This is a genomic window from Streptomyces sp. A 4/2 (assembly GCF_940670765.1).
Classification (GTDB): domain Bacteria; phylum Actinomycetota; class Actinomycetes; order Streptomycetales; family Streptomycetaceae; genus Streptomyces.
In genome coordinates, this window is the sequence record NZ_CALNVW010000005.1 from 1 (window position 1) to 20,618 (window position 20,618).

Sequence of the window (20,618 nt, forward strand, 5' to 3'; positions counted from 1 at the left end):
CTGTCGCGGGCGCCAAGCGGTAGAGCCGCTCCAGCCGGTCGCGGGACTCGGCGTCGACCGGGATGTACGTCACCATGCGCGGGCCCGAGGACGGGCCCAGCCAGAGATCCGTGTGGTTCACGCGCAGCGACCCGACATGGCGGTTGTGGAAGTGTTTGGTCCGGGCGCTCGGCCCGACGACCTCGTGCCGCGCCCAGAGCTCGCGGAACTCCGGCGACGCCGCCTCCAGCCGCTTGAGCAGGACCTTCCAGGCGGGCTCGGCGAGATGCTCGGCCATGGACGCCCGGAACTTGGCGGCCATCAGGCGGTGCACCGTGTGCAGCTCGACGAGGGACGACCGCCAGTCCTCGTTCGTGTAGGAGAGCAGCATGCAGTTGCGGTCCTCGGGGGCGACGGCGTCGAGGTCGCAGAAGAGCTGACCGTAGGTCCGGTTGTACGCGAGGATGTCGTACCGGCTGTTCTGGATGCAGGCCGGCAGGGGGTCGAGCTGCTCGATCATCGCCACCAGCGCGGGCGAGACGGTGGGGCAGGTGGAGCCGGCGGGCGTCGGGTCGACCGCGCCGGACAGCGAGAACAGATGCGTGCGCTCGCTGCGGTCGAGGAGCAGGGTGCGGGCGATCGCGTCGAGGACCTGCGGGGAGACCTTGATGTCGCGGGCCTGCTCCAGCCACGTGTACCAGGTGACCCCGACCGAGGCGAGCTGCGCGACCTCCTCGCGGCGCAGTCCCGGCGTACGCCTCCGGGACCCGCGGGGCAGCCCCGCCTGTTCGGGCGTGATGCGTTCGCGGCGGCTGCGCAGAAAGGCCGCCAGCTCGTGCCTGCGTACGTCGCTCTCGGGCGCCACGGTGGTCATGGGTACCAGAGTGCCCGACCGCGCAGCCCGTTGCCAGGTACTGCTTGTACCAGGATAAGGAGACTCTGGTACCAGGCTCCGGGCGCCAGCAGGGTGGTCCCCGTGAGCATCACATCTACCGGCGGGACCGCGACCGGATCCCCGTCGGCCATACGGACCGACCCATCCGCCTCCACCACCGGCAAGCGGCACGACCACCCCGGCCCGGTACTGGGCACGCTCGGCCTCTTCACCGTGCTGCTCGGGGCGGCGCTTCCGCTGATCGACTTCTTCATCGTCAATGTCGCACTGCCCACCATCGACCACGATCTCGCCGCGGGCCCGGCGATGCTGGAGCTGGTGGTGGCCGGGTACGGCGTCGCGTACGCCGTCCTGCTCGTGCTCGGTGGCCGGCTCGGCGACATGGCGGGGCGGCGCAGGCTCTTCCTGATCGGCATGGCCGCCTTCGGGGTGACCTCGCTGGCCTGCGGACTCGCCCCCACCGCCTGGACCCTGGTCGGCGCGCGGGTGGCGCAGGGCGCCGCTTCGGCGCTGATGCTGCCGCAGGTACTCGCCACCATCCAGGCGACCACGGCCGGACCTCGGCGGGCCAAGGCGATGGGGCTCTACGGTGCCACCGCGGGCCTCTCCATGGTGGCCGGGCAGATCATCGGCGGCGTCCTGGTCGCGGCGGACGTGGCGGGGACCGGCTGGCGGTCGATCTTCCTGGTCAATGTGCCGGTGGCGATTCTCGGGCTGGTACTGGCGGTCCGCTCCGTGCCGGACACCCGGTCGGCGAAGCCCGCGCCCGTCGACGTACCCGGCACGCTGCTGCTCGGACTCTCGCTGGTGACGCTGCTCGCCCCGCTGACCGAGGGCCGGGCCGCCGGATGGCCGCTGTGGACCTGGGTCTCGCTGGCCGTCTTCCCGTTCGCCGCGGTGGCCTTCTATCTGACCGAGCGGGCGGCCGACCGCAGGGGCGAGGTGCCGCTGGTGCCGCCGAGTCTGCTGCGCCTCGACTCGCTGCGGCGCGGGCTCGCGCTGGTGCTGCCGTTCTCGGTCGGCTTCGGCGGGTTCATGTTCGTGATCGCGGTCGCGTTGCAGCAGGGGCTGCGGATGGGGCCGGTGTCGGCGGGACTCACGCTGGTGCCGATGGCCGTGGCGTTCTTCACCGCGTCGCTGGCCGGGCCCCGGCTGGTCGGCAGGTACGCGAGCCGGGTGGTGACCGCCGGTTCGGTCGTCCAGGCGCTGGGGATCGCAGTGCTCGCGGCGACCGTGTGGTGGGGCTGGCCCGGTCTCGGGCTCGCCGCTCTCGCGCCGGGCACCGCGCTCGCCGGGTTCGGTCAGGGGCTCCAACTGCCCGTGCTGTTCCGGATCGTGCTCTCCGACGTGCCGTCGGACCGGGCCGGGGTGGGCAGCGGCGTGATGACCACGACGCAGCAGTCGGCGCTCGCGCTGGGGGTGGCGACGCTCGGCACGCTCTTCCTGTCGCTGACCGCCTCGACGGGAATGCGGGACGCGCTCGTGATCACCCTGCTGTGCCAGCTCGCGATCATCGCGGTGACGGCGCTGCTGAGTCTGCGGCTGCCCCGGGCGGTGCGGTAGCGGTCCGGGCGGACAGCACATTCCGGGCGGGACTGCACATGGGGACATGACCGTGGGCCCGGAGCGCGCACTCGACGCGCTCCGGGCCCACGGTTCTTCAGTCCTGCTGTCCTGCTGTCCTGCCGTCAGCTCTGTTCGTTGCTCTCCGGGGCTTCCGGCGCCTCGGCTCCTTCGGCCCGTTCGCGCATCTTCCGCACCAGGTCCTGCTTCTGATCCGCCGCGGACCTACGGTCCTCGGCGCCCGCGGCTGCCGAGCTCTGTGCACCGGAGCGGGGCATCTTCTTGCGCTGCCCGCCCACGCCAAGAAGGTTGTTACGACTCTTTGCCATACGGGTCAGCGTACCGGGCACCCCGGCGGCCACCGCACCGGTTTTCCACCGGTGCGACACATGACAGCTGACAGATATTGAGATCTGTCAGCTGTCATGCCATAGTGAAGCCGCGGGCCCGACCCCTCTTTGGTTCTTCGTTCTTGTCCTTCGCCAGTCCAGAGGAGCACCCATGACCACCACCCCTGTTCCCACCCGCCCCCTCGGCACCGCAGGACCGCAGGTTTCCGCGCTCGGCCTCGGTTGCATGGGCATGTCCGCGCTGTACGGAAGCACCGACCGCGCCGAGTCGATCGCCACCGTCCACGCCGCGCTCGAAGCCGGGATCACCCTGCTCGACACCGGCGACTTCTACGGCATGGGCCACAACGAGCTGCTGATCAACGAAGCGCTGCGCACCGCCCCCGCCGCCCGCCGCGAACAGGCCCTCACCAGCGTCAAGTTCGGTGCCATGCGTTCGGCGGACGGGGCGTTCATCGGCATCGACGGCCGGCCCGCCGCCGTCAAGAACTTCGCCGCGTACTCGCTCCAGCGGCTCGGCACCGACCACATCGACATCTACCGGATCGCCCGCCTCGACCCGGACGTACCGATCGAGGAGACCGTCGGCGCCATCGCCGAGCTGATCGAGGCCGGTCATGTCCGGTACGTGGGCCTCTCCGAGGTGGGTGCCGCCACCATCCGGCGGGCCGCGGCCGTCACCCCCGTCACCGACCTGCAGATCGAGTACTCGCTGATCTCCCGGGGCATCGAGGACGAGATCCTGCCGGTCACCCGTGAACTGGGCATCGGCATCACCGCGTACGGAGTGCTCTCCCGCGGTCTGATCAGCGGCCACTACACCCGCGACCGCAAGCTGGCCCCCGGCGATTTCCGCGGGATGAGCCCGCGCTTCCAGGGCGAGAACCTCCAGCGCAACCTCGATCTGGTCGACGCGCTGCGGAAGATCGCCGAGCAGAAGGGCGTCTCCGTCGCCCAGACCGCCATCGCCTGGGTCTCGGCCCAGGGCGAGGACATCGTGCCGCTGATCGGCGCCCGCACCCGCGACCGGCTGGCCGAAGCTCTCGGCTCGCTCGACGTGACGCTCGACGCCGGTGAGCTCGCCGCCATCGAGGCGGCGGTCCCGGCAGGTGCGGCGGCGGGCGATCGCTATCCGGCCGAGCAGATGGCCCACCTGGACAGCGAGCGCTGAGCTGCCGGTACGGTCGGAGGCGTCCGCAGTCCCCCGCGAGGGAGCCCCCCGAAAGGCAGCGCAGCCCCGATGACGCCCGAAGCCCTGACACCCGAGCGCATCCTCGAAGCGACCGAGGACGTGCTGCGCCGCTACGGCCCCGCCAAGGCCACGGTGGTCGATGTGGCGCGGGTGCTCGGGGTCAGCCACGGCAGTGTCTACCGCCATTTCCGTACGAAAGCGGCGCTCCGTGAGGCCGTGACCGAGCGCTGGCTGAGCCGGTCGGAGGCGGAGATGGGCCGGTACACCGACAGCGGGGCGGGCTCCGCGCCCGTCCGGCTGGGGCTCTGGCTGTCGGCCCTGTTCGCGGCGAAGCGGCGCAAGGCGGGTGGCGACCCCGAACTGTTCGCCACCTTCGGGGTGTTGACCGGCGAGAACAGCGCTGTCGTGGACCGCCATGTCGACACGCTGGTCGGGCAGCTCGCCCGCATCATCGAGGACGGCTGCGCGCAGGGCGAGTTCGCCCCGGTCGAGGTCGACTTCGCGACGACGGCCCGCGCGGTCTTCGACGCCACGGAACGCTTCCACAATCCCGCGTACGCGGCGGAGTGGAGCACTCCGGGCGTCGAGGACGCCTTCGCCGCCGTGCGGAGCCTGCTGCTGCGGGGGCTCGGCGCCCGCTGACCGCTCGCGCGATCCCGCACCCCTCATCCCGCATCCCGCATCCGGCATCCGGCATCCGGCATCCGGCACGGCTTACACCGAGATCAGCGGGCCGGATATCCGATGTGTACGGTCCCCGAGCGGGACGAGACATCGATGAGCCGGTCCGACGACGGGTCGCCGATCCCCTTCCCGACCGCCCAGCCACCCGAGTCGGTACCGCCCCGCACCCGGTAGCGGGAGCCCAGGGGCACGATCGCCGCGAAGGTGCCCGAGCCGACCTTCCCCGTCAACTCCGTTGGCGGCGCGGCGAATTCGAGCTTCACCACCCCTGAGCCCGCCTGCACGTCCACGGTCTTCGAGGAGAGTGCGACGCCGCGGATCACGCCCGAGCCCGTGCGGCCCCGCACCGGTCCCGTCACCCCGTACAGCTGGACCTCTCCGGACCCCGCGCTCAGATCGACCGGGCCGGTGAGCCCGCTCAGCCGGACGGGGCCCGATCCGCTCACCACGCGCACGCCGACTCCGGCGGGCACCGTCAGGTCCAGCCGTACCGAGCAGCCCAGACTGGTGAGTGCCAGGGTGCCGTCGCACCGGGTGCGCACCCTGAGGGTGTCCCCCACCCAGCTCCGGTCGACGGTGGGGCGGCGCAGCGACCAGATCAGTTCCTGGTGCATCCGTACCTCGTGGCCCGTTCCGGCACTCACGGACACCTCGGAGCTGCCCGAATCGACTTCGATCGCGCGCACCGGGTGCTGGTCGACCGTCTCGGTACTGGTCTCCGAGCTGCTCTGGCGGGCGAGTTGGGCCCAGGCCTCGATGCTCAGCGGGGCCAGGAGGAACAAGGCGCTCAGGATCGCTACGGCGGTCCAGATCCCGTGGCGGCGGCGCGGGTGCGCGGCGGCTCCGGTGCCGGTGTCCGTGTCGGTGTCGGTGTCGGTGTCGGTGTCGGCTTCGGTGGTCATGCGCCGTCCAGGAACCGCAGGACCGCGAGCACCCGCCGGTGGTCGGCGTCCGCCTGGCCCAGGTCGAGCTTGGCGAAGATGTTGTTGATGTGTTTGGCCACCGCGCTCTCGCTGACGACCAGTTGCCCGGCGATGCCCGCGTTGGAGCGGCCCTCGGCCATCAGCGCCAGCACCTCCCGCTCGCGCGGCGTCAGGCGCTCCAGCGGATCGGCGCCGCGGCGGCGCAGCAGCAGCTGCGCGACGACCTGCGGGTCCAGTGCGGTACCGCCCGCCGCGACCCGCTTCAGGGCGTCCATGAACTCCTCAACGTCCGCGACCCGTTGCTTGAGGAGGTAACCGATGCCGCCGGTCTGCGCGGTGAGCAGGTCGGCGGCGTACCGCTCCTCGACGTACTGCGACAGGAGCAGTACGGCGGTGTCCGGCCACTGCCGCCGGATCATCAGCGCGGCCCGTACGCCTTCGTCGGTGAAGCCGGGCGGCATCCGTACGTCGACCAGGGCCAGTTGCGGCCGGTGCTCGCCGACCGCCGCGAGGAGCGCCTCCGCGTCGCCGGCCTCGGCGGCCACCTCGAAGCCCGCCATCTCCAGGACCTTGACCAGGCCCACCCTGAGCAGCACCGAATCCTCGGCGATCACAGCCCGCACGGCAACTCCACAGTGATGACGGTCGGGCCCCCGAGGGGGCTGTCGATCCGGATGGTCCCGTCGACCGACCCTACGCGCTGGGCCAGCCCGGCGAGTCCGGTGCCCGCCGACGGGTCGGCGCCGCCCGCTCCGTCGTCGGTGACGGTGATGCGCAACAGGCCACGGCGGGCGCGCAGGCGCACGGAGACCCGCTGGGCCCGCGCGTGCTTGGCGACGTTGGCGAGTGCTTCGGAGACGACGAAGTAGGCGACCGCCTCGACGGTCGGCGAGGGGCGCCGCTCCATGTCCACGGTCAGCTCCACGGGCAGCGGGGCGCGTGCGGCGATCCCGGAGAGCGCGGCGTCCAGGCCGCGGTCGTCGAGTACCGCCGGATGCAGGCCCCGCACCAGGTTGTTGAGCTCCTCGATGGCCTCCTTCGCCTCGCGGTGCGCCTCGTCGATGACCTGCCGGGCCTCGGGCGGGAGATCGGTGAGGGTCGCGCGGGCGATGCCGAGGTTCATCGCGAGCGACACCAGCCGCTGCTGCGCGCCGTCGTGCAGGTCCCGTTCGATGCGCCGCCGTTCGGTGTCCGCGGCGTCGAGCACGCCCGCCCTGCTCTCGGCGAGGTTCTCGACCCGGCGCTCCAGTTCCCTGGCCCGGTTGGGTCCGAGGAGCGCGGCGGCGGCGCTCGCGTCGAGTCCGGCGACGGCAGCCGCCAGCCAGGGGGTGATCAGGAGCAGCAGCACTCCGCAGACGGTGAGCAGGGCGTACTGCTCGGTCCAGCCGGGCATCCGCCGGTCGAACGGCAGCGTCCAGACCCAGGAGAAGACCAGCGCGCCGGCGAACCCGGCGGCCCAGGAGAGGACCACCAGCGCCCCCCCGACAGCGGCCAGCGGCGCGACCAGCAGGTGGTAGCCGAACTGCCGCCAGGTCGCCTCGGAGCGCAGCCGCTCCACGATCCCCCGCCGGCCGAACCGGCGTTCCCGCCAGGGGATTCGGGGCACGTCGAGCCCGACCAGCGACCAGAAGCGACTGCGTTGCAGTGCGGTGAGCAGCGGGCACAGGACGAGCATGATCGCGAGACTGCTGGGCGTGTGTCCGGGTGCCTTGATGATGAACGCCCCGGCCACGGCGGCGGGCAGGGCGAGCGGCACCCCTGCTGCGGCGAAGGCGGTGTTGCGCCAGGCCCAGGCGGACCAGGGAGCGTGCCTGGCGACCCAGGAGATCCGGGGCCCGTCGGCCCGGGAGGTCTGGCGTATCGGCATGGGCACACGGTAGACGGCCAGGTGGGAGGGGTGCCATCACGCTGCTGCCCGGAACGGGGGTGGTGCTGGTGCCACCCCAGGACGGACCCGGGCGTTACTGATCTCGGCCCCGCCGTCCGGAAACCTTGGCGGTGGCCCGAACAGGCGGGCCGCCGGAAGGAGTTCAGTCCTCATGACACTCGTCGCCCCGCCCGCCCGGCTCCCCCGGGCCCTGCGCAGCCCGCGCCTCTCGACCGTACTCACCGGCTGCGGTGCGGCCCTGGTCCCCTGGATGTTCGTACTCGCCAGGACGCTCCCCGCGACCACCGAGGTGTCCCACTGGTCGACGGCCTGGGTCGGTCTCGACGCGCTGCTCGCGGCCGGTCTTGCCGGTACGGGCCTGCTGCACCGGCGCAACGACCCGCGTGCCCCGGCGGCAGCCGCGGCCACCGGGGCGCTGCTCCTCGTGGACGCCTGGTTCGACGTGCTGACGTCGGCGCCGGGACCGGAGCTGGCCACCGCCGTCACCCTCGCCCTCTGCGCGGAGCTGCCACTGGCCGCGGTGTGCGCGGCGCTGGCGGTCCGGCGGCCGTAGACCGCGGCCGTGGTACGGACCCGCCCGGACCCGCGAGACGGGCGCACCGTGCCGGATACGCTGCCAGCATGGCCAGCAACAAGCCCGTACGGAACATCGACACCCGCAGCCTGCGGGCCCTCGCGCACCCGCTGCGGGTGCGCATCATGGAGTCGCTGCGCCGCGACGGCCCCGCGACCTCGACCAGGCTGGCCGAGGAGTTCGGGGAGAGCACCGGCACGGTGAGCTGGCATCTGCGGAACCTCGCGGAGCACCACTTCATCGTGGAGGAGACCGAGCGGGGCACCAAGCGGGAGCGCTGGTGGCGGGCGGTCGACGACCGACAGGTGCTGGACAGCGCCGAGCTGGCGAAGGACCCGGCGGCGCGGGGCGCCTTCACCCTGTACGTGCAGGAGCTGCTCCAACTGCACTTCCAGCGGGCGGCCGGCTTCGCGGCACAGGAATGGCCGCCCGGGTGGGAGCGCGCCGGGACCCTCTCCAACTGGGACGACCTCCGGCTGACCCCCGAGCAACTACGGGCGCTGAACGACGAGTTGATGGCCGTGATCGACAAGTACTATCCCGCGCCGGGCGAGGAGCCGGAGCCCGGGGCCCTGCCGGTCAGCGTCCAGCTCCAGTCGTTCCCACGGATCGAGCGCAAGAACTGAGACCACCTCACGGGCACTCCGGAGGCACTGCCGAAAATATTGCAGAGAGTTCTCTGCAAACCCCTTTGCAGAGAACTCTCTGCAAGCTACCTTCGGACCATGCCGCCGTCCACGGGTACGACCTCGCGCACCACCTCCCGCAGCCTCCTCCTCCGCAACCGCGACTTCCGCCTGCTCTGGACCGGCTCCACCACCGGCAAGTACGGGGCCTCGGTCACCTCGGTCGCGCTGCCGCTGGTGGCCGTCACGATGCTGCACGCCTCCACCCTCCAGGTGGGCCTGCTCACCGGCGCCACCTGGCTGCCCTGGCTGCTCATCGGCCTCCCGGCCGGCGCCTGGGTGGACCGGCTGCCGCGCCGCCCGGTCATGCTGACCGCCGACGCCGCCGCACTGCTGCTCTTCGCGGGGATCCCGGTGGCCGCCCGGCTGGGACTGCTCTCCATCGGCTACCTGCTGGCCACCGCCGTACTCGTCGGCACCGCCACGGTCTTCTTCCAGACCGCGTACACCGCGCTGCTCCCCCTGCTGGTCGCCCCGGAGGACCAGGCCGAGGGCAACTCCAAACTGCACGGCAGCGAGTCGGCGGCGCAGCTCGCCGGTTACGGCTCGGGAGGCTTCCTGGTCCAGGCGATCGGCGCGGCCAACGGTCTGTTCGTGAACGCCGCCACCTTCGCGGTCTCCTTCCTCTGCGTCCTGCGCATCAAGCACCGCGAGCCCGCCAAGCCCGCACGAACCGCGACGACACGCCGCCGCGGGGCCCTCGCCGCGGAGATCCGCGAGGGGCTGCGGCTGACCTTCGGCGACCCGTACCTGCGCGCGATGGCAGTGTGCGGCGGCGCGTCCAACCTGGCGCTGATGGCGTACCAGTCGATCCTGGTGGTCTTCCTGGTCCGCGAGGTGCACCTGGCGTCCGGCACCATCGGCGCCCTGATGACCGGCGGCGGCATCGGCGGCATCGGCGGCGCCTTCGCCGCCCGTCGCCTCGCCGCCCGCATCGGCTCGGCCCGCGCCCTGCTCGTCTTCAATCTGGCGGTCCCGTGCCTGGCCCTGCTGATCCCGCTGACCAGTCAGGGGTTCGGCCTGGTGTTCTTCGCCATCGGCTACAGCTCGGTGTCCTTCGGGGTCGTCGCGGGGAACGTCCTCTCCTCGACGTTCCGTCAGCAGTACTGCCCTGCGGGCATGCTCGGCCGGATCAGCGCCTCCGCATCGTTCCTGAACTACGGCACGATCCCGCTGGGCGCGGTGCTCGGTGGCGCCCTGGGCGAGGCGCTCGGCACCCGTACCGCCCTGTGGATCACGATCGCGGGCATCCCGGCCGCGGCGATGCTCCTCTGGTTCTCGCCGATCCGCCGCCACCGCGACCTGCCGACGGCGCCCGCGGCGACCGGGGCCGCATCCCGGCCGGAGCAGGTACCGGCCGCGAACCAAGTCCCGTGACCGGGCGGGCAGATCACCGGCATCGCCATGGTTCTTGTCCGGCCACAGACCCAGGACCGGGGCTGTGCCCGGACGAGAGGACACCCCACGGCCTCCCCGCACCATGACCGGCGCCCCACGGCCTCCCCGCACCATGACCGACGCCCCCGGCCCGCCCACCGGGGGCGCCGAGGTCCCGGCCGGAGGTGGGCCGGCGCCACGCCCGGGTACTCCCGGTGGCCGCACCGATGGGCTCGCTGCTGGTGGTGGTCGCCGACACGATCGGCCGTACGGTCATCGCACCCGCGCAGATCCCCGTCGGGGTGGTCACCGCGGTCATCGGCGCCCCGTACTTCGGCTGGCTGCTGTGGCGGGCGAGGGCCGACGGGTGGCGCGTGATCCCGGTGCCGGTTTCTACCGGACCGGATAAATCAGGAATCGAGAAGCGTGGGACACGGAGCCGGCTCTAACCTGCTCGCCATGGACATCACGATTCACACGAGTTCGCTGGCGCACGACGACCCGGACGCGTCGCTCGCCTTCTACCGCGACGTTCTCGGCTTCGAGGTCCGCAGCGACGTCGGGCAGGGCAGGATGCGCTGGATCACGGTCGGCCCGGCCGGTCAGCCCAGCACGTCCCTCCTCCTGGCGCCGCCGGCTGCCGACCCGGGAGTCACCGAGGACGAGCGCCGCACCATCACCGAGATGATGGCCAAGGGCACCTACGGCTGGATCCTGCTGGCCACCCCGGACCTCGATGCCACATTCGAGAAGGTGCAGGCGGGTGACACCGAGGTCGTCCAGGAGCCGACCGAGCAGCCGTACGGCATCCGTGACTGCGCCTTCCGCGACCCCGCGGGCAACCTGGTCCGTATCCAGGAGCTCCGCTGAGCCGTGCGGGCACTGGTGGAAGAGGAAGGAAAGGGGAGTGCGCCCATGTGTCAGCCCGAGTGGCGGCGTGCCCGCGTCGAGGCGCAGCATCTGGCCGATCTCGCACGGCTGCGCCGCGTCCGCGACCGGATCGACAGGGAGTACGCGCAGCCGCTGAACGTGGAGGCGCTCGCCCGCGGTGTGAACATGTCCGCCGGGCACCTCAGCCGGCAGTTCCGGGCCGCCTACGGCGAGTCGCCGTACTCGTACCTGATGACGCGTCGCATCGAGCGCGCGACAGCGCTGCTGCGGCGTGGCGACCTCAGCGTCACCGAGGTCTGCTTCGTGGTCGGCTGCGCGTCGCTGGGCACGTTCACCACCCGCTTCACCGAGCTGGTCGGCATGCCGCCCGGAGTTTTCCGGCGCCGCGCGGCGGACGGCGCGGCGGATGTTTCGGCGGACTCGGCGGACGCAGCGGACGACCGTGCCGATGCCACAGGTCCGGCCGGTGACAAGGGGCCCGCATTCACGGTGGAGGGGATGCCGGCATGCGTGGCGAAGCAGGTGACGAGACCGGTCAGGAATCGAGAAGCCCCGGCCGCCGAACAGCCCTAGCGTGATAACCATGACAACCACCGCATCCACCGCATCCACCACGTCCCTCGCATCCGTCACCCTTGAGGTGGCCGACCCCGGGGCCGCCCATCGCTTCTACACCGCCTTCGGAGTGGACACACGCATACGCCTGCGGGCGTCCGAGGAGCACTCCACCGGATTCCGCGGCTTCACCCTGGCGCTCACGGTGTCCCGGCAGGCCACCGTCGACAGTTTCCTCGGCGCCGCCGTGGGCGCCGGCGCCACGGTGCTGAAGCCCGCCGAGAAGTCGCTGTGGGGCTACGGCGGCGTCGTCCGGGCGCCGGACGGAACGATCTGGAAGGTCGCGACCCCGGCGAAGAAGGACACCGGCCCGGCCACCCGCGAGATCGACGAGATGGTCCTCCTGCTCGGCGTCGAGGACGTGAAGGCCAGCAAGCAGTTCTACGTCGGCCGGGGCCTGACCGTGGCCAAGAGCTTCGGCGGCAAGTACGCCGAGTTCGCCTCCGGCGAGGACAGTCCCGTCAAGCTGGCGCTGTACAAGCGCCGCGGTCTGGCCAAGGACCTCGGCGTCCCCGCCGAGGGCACCGGCTCGCACCGCATCGTCCTCGGCAGCACTGCCGACCCCTTCACCGACCCGGACGGATTCGCCTGGGAGGCCGCCGCGTCGCTCGCCCCGGCGTCGCCCACGGCGTCTGCGCGGTCGTGACTCCCCGCCCGAACTCCCGTCCTGACCTGCCGTCCTGAACTCCCGTCCTGACCTGCCGTCCTGAACTCCCGTCCTGACCTGCCGTCCTGACCTGCCGTCCTGACCTGCCGTCCTGACCTGCCTCATCCCTGTACGAGGAAACGTCCATGACACACCTGTGACCGGAATTGTGGCCTGCACCACAGCCCGGCGCTCTGACTCCGAAACAGACCATTGATTTCCTGCGCGCGACGCTGGACAGCATTCCCGAGGAACCGTAACTGCCATGAGTGGCAAGCGAATCAGCACCCCTTTCAAGACTTCTTCGTTCTCCTCATCCACTGCCGACCAGGAGTGCGTAGAGGTAGCCGGAACGCTCGACGGAGGCCGCGCCGTCCGCGACAGCAAAGCCCCCGCGCGCGGCACCACGTAGCATTCCCCACCGCCTGGGCCGCCTTCCTCACCGCCGTGAAACAGCGCGGCTAAGGGCTGTCCCGTAATTCCTGGTGGATCAGCGCTCGGCGTCAGATGCGGTGCATCGCAAGGCGGAGGGGCGCCCGAATACTGGATGTATTCGGGCGTTCCGACAACGCCGCGAGGTGCCGTAGCTGTCGTCGTGCGCCCGCCAGGAATTACGGGACAGCCCTTAGCATCAATACCGGTAACTGGATCCGGGCGTTGTTGTTGGCCCCCCCGTTCCACCAGCCGCTTCGGCTTGGACCTCGCCCCCCGGTCTTCGCGGTCCCGGCCGACGGCCCGATCCCGGGCACGATCTGCTTCACACCCACGCCGGACCCGGCGCGTCCACGGCCGCCCGCGCCTCCCACTCCTCGATCACCGAACCCGTCGACGCCCTCCCGCAGCAGAGCTACGCCCTTGGCCGCTCCCCGTGTCGGCGTTGGTGCTCATGCGTGGTTCCCCTCTCTGCACGGGGCCGCAAGGAGGAACCGTCGGGCACGATGGTCGTGCCGAGCGGCTTGTCCGCGAGGGCGCCGGTGAGGACCGCGTGCGGGACCCGGCCGTCGACGATGTGCGCGCTGCGGACTCCACCGCGCACGGCCCTGAGGCAGCCCTCCGCTTTGGGTAGCATCCCCGAGGTGAGGTGGGGAAGCAGCGCTTCGAGCTGGGCCGCGGTCAGCCTGCTGACGATCTCGTCACCATGGGGCCAGTCCGCATAGAGGCCCTTCACGTCGGTGACCATGAGGAGGTCCCGGGCACCGAGGGCTGCTGCGAGCGCGGCTGCGGCCGTGTCGGCGTTGACGTTGTGGACGAACCCGTCCTCGGCGCTGCGCGCCACAGGGGAGACGACCGGGATGAACCCCTGGACGAGGAGAGCGTCCAGCAGGGCGGTATCCACCTTGATGATCTCGCCGACCCGTCCGATGTCGACCGGTTCTCCACCCACCTCCGGCCGATGCCGTACCGCGGTGATGGTGTCGGCGTCCTCGCCTGAGACTCCGACCGCCAGCGGCACGTCCCGGTTGATCAGCCCGACCAGATCCCGCTGCACCTGACCCACCAGGACCATGCGGACGACGTCCATCGCATCGGGCGTCGTGACGCGCAGCCCCGCCCTGAACTCGTTGGCGAGACCTCGCCGGGTGAGTTCGGCACTGATCTGCGGGCCGCCACCGTGCACGATCAGTGGCCGCAGGCCCTCGTCCCTGACCCGGACGACATCGCGGGCGATGGCGGCCTTGAGTGCGTCATCGACCAGGGCGCTGCCGCCGAGCTTGATGACGGTGATCGGGCCGAGGCCGCCGGTGCTGCGTGCCGCGGGCCTGGCCGGACGGCTGTGGGCGGTCAGTTGGGGCTCCGGCATCAGTGACGGGGCCCATCGGGATGATCCACGTGAGGTGCGACCGCGGGAGGGTTGCGCGAGTACAGCACTCCCTCGCTCCAGATCCGGTCGACCCTGCCCCAGGTGATCGCGGACGCGATGTCCGGAAAGAATCCGCTGCCGTTGAGGTTGGCGCTGGTGTTGCACAGCACCGGAATCCCGCTGAGCCGGTGGTACTCGTTGAGTATCCCGGCGAGGACCGGGTCGTCTTCCTGGGCGACCGTCTGGAGCCGGGCCGTCCCGTCCAGGTGGATCACCGCGGGGATCTTCTCGATCCAGCTCTCCCGTATCGTGTGATCGAAGAGCATGTACGGGTCAGGGGTGCCGGGTTCGAAGATCGCCGGGGCCTCCTCGACCAGGCACAGGGGAGCGACCGGCCGGTAGGACTCGCGGCCCTTGACCCTGTTCAGCTCCGCCTTCATCGCCGCCGACGTCGGCGCGGCGATGATGCTCCGCGCGCCGAGCGCACGCGGCCCCAGTTCCGCCCTGCCGTTGAGCAGGACAACCGGCTCCCCGCTCTCGTGCAGCACTCGCGCCAGTCCCGCCGGGTCGCAGGGATCCGAGGTCCAGCCGTCCGGGATGTCCTCGGTGGCGACCAGAGCGGGTCCGAGCCGCGCGTGCCACTCGATGGCGCCGAGCCCGGTGTGCTGCGCGGCGGCGAGCACGGCGCCGCCGATGGCAGAGCCGGAGTCGTTGGGGAACGGAGGCACCCAGACCTCACTGAAGAGCGGGAGGCTCCGCAGCGCGCTGTTCCACTTGATGTTGAGAGCACAGCCCCCGACGAAGGACAGGTTCCAGGGCCCGTCCCCCTTCCAGGCCGAGATCTTGGCGGTGATGCGTTCGAGCAACAGCTCGCCGAGGAAGGTGTGGACGCTGGCGAGCACGTCCTCGTCACTGATCCCGGTGGGCGCCACCCGCTCCCGCACCTCGTCGTAGAAGTCGTGCAGCGGCGGCATGGACTGCTCGAAGAGGCTGCCGAATCCGCCGACCGTACGGCGGTACTCGACGGCGGCAGGGATGTCGCTCTCGAAGACCTTGTGGAAGGTTTCGCGCAGAACGACCAGGACTTCCTCTCTTGCCCGGCCGAGCGCGATGTACGCCATGAGCTTCCCTGCGATCGTCAGGTCGTCCACGTTCGCCGACTGCTCTGACCGCCGGAAGGGCCCGAAATGGTGGCCCGCCGTCGCGTAGGCGTGTCCGATCAGCGGGAACAGCTCTCCGCCGTTCTCCACCCGGCCCGCTTCCACCCAGTACAGCCGCGGGAACAGCCCACCGTCCCAGACCAGCACGAACGCCGGCTCCTGACGCAACGAGAAGGGGCTCGAAGCGTACGCACTCGCCAGGTGACCGGCCGCGTGCGGATAGCTGGCGTAGGTGCAGGCCTCGCCGTTGATCTCGAAGTCTCCGGTGAAACTGGGGCTGAGCAGGTCGGGGAACCCCTTCGACTCCCGGTACGGGCCGACCACCAGCGAGACGGGCGAACCGTGATCGGACAGTTCGAGCCGGCCGAGGTCGTCACCGTCCCAGCCATCGACGACCCACTTGTCCACGTCCTCGACCTTGTACCCGAAATCACCGAGGATCCGCGGGACTACGTCAAGGTCCGATATCTCGCTGTACCGACGCCCGTTGGCGATCTTCTCGATCTCGACACTGAAGACCAGTTTGCCGTCGTCGAGCAGAGCCACCGCACCGTCATGAGTAAGCTTGAGCCCACAAATAATCATCGACACTCCTCATTCTGTAACTCCGCTCTCAGTGACTCTGTGCTCAACCAAGAGCGAGAACTCTCCGATATATCGACGAACCTCTGCGCTGTGTGAACCGATTCCTCCAGTCTTCGGTCTCCTCAAGGGGTGCCACCTCGCTGAAGCCCTGGCGCACGAACCAGTCCCCCGCGTGTTTCGACGAAGCCAGAAGTGCCGAGAAGCCGAGCTGCGAACCGATGCCGGCGGCGCGTTCGACGAGAGCACGGCCTATGCCCTTCCCCTGGTCTCCGCTGGAGATGCAGAGGTTGTACATGAGGAGTTCGTCGTGCCGCGGGGTCAGTCCCACGCAACCGGTCACTGTCGTACCGCTGCGCACGACAAGGAATTCATGGACATTCTCCGCAATCTCCCCGAGCGTTCTGGGGACCAGCAGATCCTGGCTCGCGAAGGAGGCCGACATCTCCTCGATGAGGGGGCAGTCCGAGAGCTGGGCGTGGTGAATCGACAAGCCGGCGAGCAGGCCTTTTCCGCCAGGAGAACACTTCATCTGCCCCGATTTCATCGGCTGGACCCACTGGCGGGGAACCCGAGGCCGAAGTACTGGTCCGTGGGCATGATCTCGATCATGTTGACGTTGACGTGCGGCGGCCTGGAGAGGCACCAGCTGACCGTCTGGGCGACGTCATCCGCCGACAGGGGTGCGAGGCCGTCGTAGAGACGATCCGCCCGGTCGGCGTCGCCGTCGTAGCGAACCAGCGCGAACTCCGTCTTCGCCATCCCCGGCGCGACGCAGCTCACCCGCACTCCGGTCCCGTGCAGGTCGACGCGCATGTTCAGGGTCAGCTGATGGACGAACGCCTTGGTGGCGCCGTAGACGTTGCCGCCGAGATACGGGTAAGTGGCAGTGATCGAGCCCACGTTCACGATGTGTCCGGCATTCCGGGCCACGAGACGGGGCAGGATGAGGTCGGTGACGTTGAGAAGGCCCATGATGTTGGTCTCGACCATCTCCCGCCAGAGGCCTCGGTCGCCGGACTGAATGGGCTCCAGCCCTTTCGACAGGCCGGCGTTGTTGACCAGGGCCGACACGTTCCGGTATTCCTCCGGCAGCTCCTCGAATGCCTTCTCCAGAGCGTCGGCATCCCGCACGTCCGCCACCATCGGCCAGATCTTCAGCTCCGGGTCATGGCTGACCAGAGACTCCATGCGATCCGCCCTGCGGGCAACAGCGACAACCGGGTGACCCTCTTCGGCCAGCACTTGCGCGGTCCTCGCGCCGAACCCCGACGAAGCGCCTGTCACAACGACGGCACCACGGCTCTCATGCGTCATCGTGCTGTTCTCCCCTGCACCATCAAATGCGCCATCAAATCCGATGAGACTTCGGTGCGGGCGGCGGAGGCACCGAAATGCATCCGCCACCCACAGTTTCGAACGCGGTGTACCTCAGCGGGCCGGCTTCACAGCCTCCACGAGCAGGTGGTAGCCGAGGTGGTTGAACGGCGGAACGTCGCTGAGCTTCAGCTCCAGAGAACGGACCGTGTTGGCAACCCCGCTGTCGCGCAGCACCTCGTCCGCCAGCCAGGCGGAGATGGTGGAGTTGCCCCGCAGGTGCGTCACCACCATGCCCGAGGTGGCGAAGAGGGCATTCAGGTCCTGCGGGCTGAAGCTGTACCAGGGCGCGACGTACTCCTCGCCGCTCCGCGTCTGGGTGAAGCGGAGCTCCTTGCCCTCCACGTCGGTGATGTCCACCGCCGCGAAGCGGTCACCCTTGAAGAACTGCTCGATCAGTGAGTTCTTCACCCCGATGAGCATGCGCCCACCGGGACGGAGCACACGGGCTGCCTCTGCGAAGACCTTCTCGCGGTCGTCGACCGGAATGTGCATGAGCGCGAGCATGCTCGTCACGACGTCGAAGGAACCGTCCTCGAACGGAAGATTCGCCATGTCGCCCTCGTTCAGCGAGGCCTGAAGGCTCTCCTGGTCGAGCTTCTCCTGCAGGACGTCGAGCATCGCCCGGGAGATGTCCAGGCCACTCACCTCCGCGCCGAGCGCGGCCATCGGAACCGTGAACCGGCCGGTGCCGCACCCCATGTCAAGAACCCGCTGGCCCGGCCGCACCTTACTGAAGATGAAGTCCCGCTCGGCCTGGGTGAACATGTCGTCCGCAGGGCCGACGCCGGGGATCCGCTCGTCGTACTCGGCTGCCACCTGCTGATAGACGGACCGGACCGTCGCCTTCTGGGTCGCGGCGACAACGCCGTTCAGGTCGGCACCGGCGAGCTCGTTCGTCTCCGAAATCTGGCTGGACATATACGTCTTCCTCTTTCGCTCGTTCTTGCCAGGTGAGTTGGTGTGGAAATTCCGGTCATTCTTCGCCGGCCACTACGGGTCGCGGCGTCAGACCGAAGTCAGGGATGAATTCGCATGAGGCGGAGTTGCACGGCGCGGACGAGGAGTCAGACCCGCTGCACCTGACGCGCGATGTGCTGGAGCAGCGGTCCGGGTCTGCTCTGCGGGAAGTCGTGGTTTCCGGCAAGTCCCACGGTTTCCACGGAACCCGTGGCATAGGCCGCCCAGGAACCTCTGGGTATGTCGTCGGCGTCCCCGTAGTAGGCGACAGCGGCACGCACGACCGGTGACGCGGGAGGAACGTACCCGTCGAGCATTGCCAGGTCCACGAGCATAATTTCGAGACTGAGTTCGACGAGTTCGTCGAAGACGTCTCCCGGGTCCACACCGGTCGCTCCGACCAACTCGCGTATCTCTGCCCGGAGTTCCGCTTCCTCGGTACCACGGCGCCGCATCGTCCTTTCGGGTGCCGGCGGCGCGCAGGCCGCGGTCAGCAGCAGGTCCACGTCCTTCCTGCGTGCCGCTACCTCCAGCGCGAGCAGCGCGCCGAGGCTGTGCCCGAAGAGCACCGGCCGCTGGATACGTGCCGAGGCCAGCGCGGCACAGGTCTCGTCGGCGGCCGCAGAGAGACTGCGACAGGGCTCGTCCCCATATCTGCGTCCCCTTCCGGGGAGGCAGATGGCGTGCACCCGCCACGTGGCCGGAAACAGGCCCTTCCAGGAGTCGAAGTACGTCGGGCCGCAGCCGGCGCCGGGAACGACCACCAGGTCGAGGACGGGTTCTGGGGCGTCCTGCAAGCGAACCAACGCCGGATGCCGGGATGTCGGCGGTTTCATCGGCCGTCCTCCACGGGCTGCGGCAGGCACTCCGAGACCTGCTGCGGGGTCTTGTGGCGAAAGACGTCCCGGATCGAGAGGTTCAGTCCCAGCTCACGCAGATCCCGTACGGACATGGCGGCGGTGAGGGAGTCACCACCCGCGGCGAAGAAGTCATCGTTCCTGCCGAGGGCCGCGACGCCCAGCCTGGCGCCCATCACCCGAGCAATCACGTCGGCCTGGTCACCGGCCGGTGCGCCGGAAGGCTCTGCGGCGAGGGGAACGTACGCCCGCAACGAATCGGGCAGTGCGGAGAGGCTCACTTTCCCGCTCACGGACCTCGTGAGGTCGGTGAGGTAGACGAACTCATGCGGAACCATGAAGTCGGGAAGCCTGCCGGCAAGGCTCTCCCGCAGCACCGAGGTGAGCTTGCGTTCCATCCACGGCGCCAGCAGCCGGACTCTCGGGACCGCAGCGGGACCGGAGCCGGACCGGGTGAGCGGATCGCTCGTCGTGAAGTGACCGAGCCGGCCCGGCGGGGAGAAGCACACGTCCATGGTTCCGTAGGCATCGCCCTGGCCCCAGCCGATTCTGGTCGTCCAGCCGTACCGTTCGCCCAGGGCCCAGAGCGACTCGGGGTCGATCCCCCGCAAGTCGGCCGGGCGTTCTTCGCCGGCGACGGTGAACCCGTACGCGTCCCGCAGTCGCAGCGCCTCCTCAAGCCGGGCGTTGGGCACCCTGCGGTATCCGAAGGGCTCCGTCCCGACGGCGAGTCGCGCCTCGATCTGCCGGAAACCCGGAACTTTGGTCTCCCAGCCCTCCGCGCCGGGTTCGTTCGCGCAGTCGACGTGGAGAATCACGTCGTACCGGAACAGGGTCATCTCGTTGGGCGAGGTGCCACGGCGCGGTGCGATCTCGACCCCGGTGATCCTGGGGAGGCGATCGAGCAGCGAGACGAAGTATCGAGGGTCGATACTCAGCTCCCCGTCGGCCTGGATCGCCTGGGCGACCTGGTCCGCGAGCCGCATGTCCGGATCGGCCCCGTTCCTCAGGAACTGCCGGAGGCTGAAGAACGCTTCGAGCAGCGCCCCGTTCCGCAGATCACCCAGGAAGATGTGACCGCCCGCAGTCAGGCGGGGCAGGGCTTCCTCGATGACCTGCTCCACGTACATCAGGGAAGGGAAGTACTGGGCCACCGAGTTGATCACCACGGTGTCGTATGCGCCGTCCACCAGCCCCGGGGCACCGAGCGCTTCGGCCCGTCCGGCCACCAGGCGCAACCCGGGACTACCCGCCCGCACCTCATCGGCTATGCGGTTGAGGAGTTCGACGGAGGGTTCGGAGAAGTCCGTCGCCACGTACAGCGACAGATCGGCGCGTTCGCAGAGCGGACGTACGAGCAGTCCTGTTCCCGCTCCGATCTCCAGGAGACGGCCCGGTTTCAGCGCCACGATGCGGTCGACCGTGGTGGAGACCCATTCCCGCATCTGCGGTGCCGGAATGTCCTGTCCGGTGAAACTGTCGGTCCAGCCCTTGATCGCCGCATCCGCGTCCTGCGCCGCGAACTTGACGGTCTCGTGCGTGTCCTCGAACACCGACAGCCACGAGTCGACGAACGCCGCGCGTTCCGCGGACATGTCGACCCGCTCGTCGGGAACGA

Annotated in this window: 22 protein-coding genes and 1 pseudogene; 11 read left to right on the plus strand and 12 right to left on the minus strand. The window is 69.9% G+C overall.

Annotated features, from left to right (window positions below; translation table 11 throughout):
- Window positions 1-853: helix-turn-helix transcriptional regulator (locus NBY69_RS03870; RefSeq protein WP_250298245.1), on the minus strand; the 853-nt coding region annotated here is incomplete at its 3' end.
- A gap of 150 nt (window positions 854-1,003) precedes the next feature.
- Between NBY69_RS03870 and NBY69_RS03875 the strand changes: the two genes are divergently transcribed.
- Window positions 1,004-2,437 carry an MFS transporter gene (locus NBY69_RS03875; RefSeq protein WP_250298284.1) on the plus strand — a complete coding sequence of 478 codons (1,434 nt, stop codon included), beginning with the start codon at window positions 1,004-1,006 and terminating at the stop codon, window positions 2,435-2,437.
- A gap of 125 nt (window positions 2,438-2,562) precedes the next feature.
- On the opposite strand, the gene NBY69_RS03880 is transcribed toward NBY69_RS03875, so the two are convergent.
- Window positions 2,563-2,766 (minus strand): DUF6243 family protein, encoded by a 204-nt coding sequence (locus NBY69_RS03880; protein WP_250298246.1) that lies wholly within the window; start codon window positions 2,764-2,766, stop codon window positions 2,563-2,565.
- A 172-nt stretch (window positions 2,767-2,938) separates the two neighbouring features.
- On the opposite strand from NBY69_RS03880, the gene NBY69_RS03885 reads away from it, so the two are divergent.
- Entirely contained in the window at window positions 2,939-3,958 is a 1,020-nt protein-coding gene (locus tag NBY69_RS03885; RefSeq protein WP_250298248.1) for an aldo/keto reductase, read from the plus strand.
- 69 nt (window positions 3,959-4,027) lie between these two features.
- Complete coding sequence (locus NBY69_RS03890) at window positions 4,028-4,621, plus strand: TetR/AcrR family transcriptional regulator (protein WP_250298250.1); 594 nt, start codon at window positions 4,028-4,030, stop codon at window positions 4,619-4,621.
- A gap of 83 nt (window positions 4,622-4,704) precedes the next feature.
- Here NBY69_RS03890 and NBY69_RS03895 read toward each other — a convergent pair whose 3' ends face one another.
- From NBY69_RS03895 to NBY69_RS03905, 3 genes are read right to left on the minus strand one after another with little or no spacing between them, the layout of a single operon-like run.
- Complete coding sequence (locus tag NBY69_RS03895; RefSeq protein WP_250298253.1) at window positions 4,705-5,565, minus strand: hypothetical protein; 861 nt, start codon at window positions 5,563-5,565, stop codon at window positions 4,705-4,707.
- Window positions 5,562-6,209 carry a response regulator transcription factor gene (locus NBY69_RS03900; protein ID WP_250298255.1) on the minus strand — a complete coding sequence of 216 codons (648 nt, stop codon included), beginning with the start codon at window positions 6,207-6,209 and terminating at the stop codon, window positions 5,562-5,564. Before NBY69_RS03900 ends, NBY69_RS03895 begins: the two co-directional genes overlap by 4 nt.
- Window positions 6,197-7,453, minus strand: a complete 1,257-nt coding sequence (locus NBY69_RS03905) for a sensor histidine kinase (protein ID WP_250298256.1) — start codon at window positions 7,451-7,453, stop codon at window positions 6,197-6,199. Before NBY69_RS03905 ends, NBY69_RS03900 begins: the two co-directional genes overlap by 13 nt.
- 172 nt (window positions 7,454-7,625) lie before the next feature.
- Between NBY69_RS03905 and NBY69_RS03910 the strand changes: the two genes are divergently transcribed.
- The 8 genes and pseudogenes from NBY69_RS03910 to NBY69_RS03945 all read left to right on the plus strand — a co-directional run bounded on the left by NBY69_RS03910 (window position 7,626) and on the right by NBY69_RS03945 (window position 12,675).
- Window positions 7,626-8,027 (plus strand): hypothetical protein, encoded by a 402-nt coding sequence (locus tag NBY69_RS03910; protein ID WP_250298259.1) that lies wholly within the window; start codon window positions 7,626-7,628, stop codon window positions 8,025-8,027.
- A gap of 68 nt (window positions 8,028-8,095) precedes the next feature.
- The gene (locus NBY69_RS03915; protein ID WP_250298262.1) at window positions 8,096-8,674 is read left to right on the plus strand and encodes a transcriptional regulator; all 579 of its coding nucleotides are present in this window, start codon (window positions 8,096-8,098) and stop codon (window positions 8,672-8,674) included.
- A gap of 99 nt (window positions 8,675-8,773) precedes the next feature.
- Window positions 8,774-10,111 carry an MFS transporter gene (locus tag NBY69_RS03920; RefSeq protein ID WP_250298263.1) on the plus strand — a complete coding sequence of 446 codons (1,338 nt, stop codon included), beginning with the start codon at window positions 8,774-8,776 and terminating at the stop codon, window positions 10,109-10,111.
- 173 nt (window positions 10,112-10,284) lie between these two features.
- Window positions 10,285-10,479 (plus strand): annotated as a pseudogene (locus tag NBY69_RS03925) (iron chelate uptake ABC transporter family permease subunit); the annotation flags it as partial.
- A 91-nt stretch (window positions 10,480-10,570) separates the two neighbouring features.
- A complete protein-coding gene (locus NBY69_RS03930) occupies window positions 10,571-10,981 on the plus strand; it encodes a VOC family protein (protein ID WP_250298266.1) in 411 nt (136 codons plus the stop codon).
- 45 nt (window positions 10,982-11,026) lie between these two features.
- Window positions 11,027-11,575: a helix-turn-helix transcriptional regulator gene (locus tag NBY69_RS03935; protein ID WP_250298268.1), complete on the plus strand. Its 549-nt coding sequence runs from the start codon at window positions 11,027-11,029 to the stop codon at window positions 11,573-11,575.
- A 10-nt stretch (window positions 11,576-11,585) separates the two neighbouring features.
- The gene (locus NBY69_RS03940) at window positions 11,586-12,263 is read left to right on the plus strand and encodes a glyoxalase (RefSeq protein WP_250298269.1); all 678 of its coding nucleotides are present in this window, start codon (window positions 11,586-11,588) and stop codon (window positions 12,261-12,263) included.
- A 265-nt stretch (window positions 12,264-12,528) separates the two neighbouring features.
- Window positions 12,529-12,675 carry a DUF397 domain-containing protein gene (locus tag NBY69_RS03945; protein ID WP_250298272.1) on the plus strand — a complete coding sequence of 49 codons (147 nt, stop codon included), beginning with the start codon at window positions 12,529-12,531 and terminating at the stop codon, window positions 12,673-12,675.
- Window positions 12,676-13,110: 435 nt separating this feature from the next.
- Here the strand turns inward: NBY69_RS03945 and argB are convergent, their stop codons facing one another.
- The 7 genes from argB to NBY69_RS03980 all read right to left on the minus strand — a co-directional run.
- Window positions 13,111-14,064: an acetylglutamate kinase gene (gene argB / locus NBY69_RS03950; RefSeq protein ID WP_250298273.1), complete on the minus strand. Its 954-nt coding sequence runs from the start codon at window positions 14,062-14,064 to the stop codon at window positions 13,111-13,113.
- Window positions 14,064-15,809, minus strand: coding sequence for a carbamoyltransferase N-terminal domain-containing protein (locus NBY69_RS03955; protein WP_250298274.1), 1,746 nt, complete (start codon window positions 15,807-15,809; stop codon window positions 14,064-14,066). Before NBY69_RS03955 ends, argB begins: the two co-directional genes overlap by 1 nt.
- A gap of 43 nt (window positions 15,810-15,852) precedes the next feature.
- A complete protein-coding gene (locus NBY69_RS03960; protein WP_250298275.1) occupies window positions 15,853-16,338 on the minus strand; it encodes a GNAT family N-acetyltransferase in 486 nt (161 codons plus the stop codon).
- An 11-nt stretch (window positions 16,339-16,349) separates the two neighbouring features.
- On the minus strand, window positions 16,350-17,123 hold the full coding sequence (locus tag NBY69_RS03965; RefSeq protein WP_250298277.1) for an SDR family NAD(P)-dependent oxidoreductase: 774 nt from the start codon (window positions 17,121-17,123) through the stop codon (window positions 16,350-16,352).
- Window positions 17,124-17,237: 114 nt separating this feature from the next.
- Complete coding sequence (locus tag NBY69_RS03970; RefSeq protein WP_250298279.1) at window positions 17,238-18,104, minus strand: class I SAM-dependent methyltransferase; 867 nt, start codon at window positions 18,102-18,104, stop codon at window positions 17,238-17,240.
- 146 nt (window positions 18,105-18,250) lie between these two features.
- Window positions 18,251-18,979, minus strand: coding sequence for a thioesterase II family protein (locus NBY69_RS03975; protein WP_250298281.1), 729 nt, complete (start codon window positions 18,977-18,979; stop codon window positions 18,251-18,253).
- Window positions 18,976-20,618: bifunctional 2-polyprenyl-6-hydroxyphenol methylase/3-demethylubiquinol 3-O-methyltransferase UbiG (locus NBY69_RS03980; protein ID WP_250298283.1), on the minus strand; the 1,643-nt coding region annotated here is incomplete at its 5' end. The genes NBY69_RS03975 and NBY69_RS03980, both read right to left, overlap by 4 nt.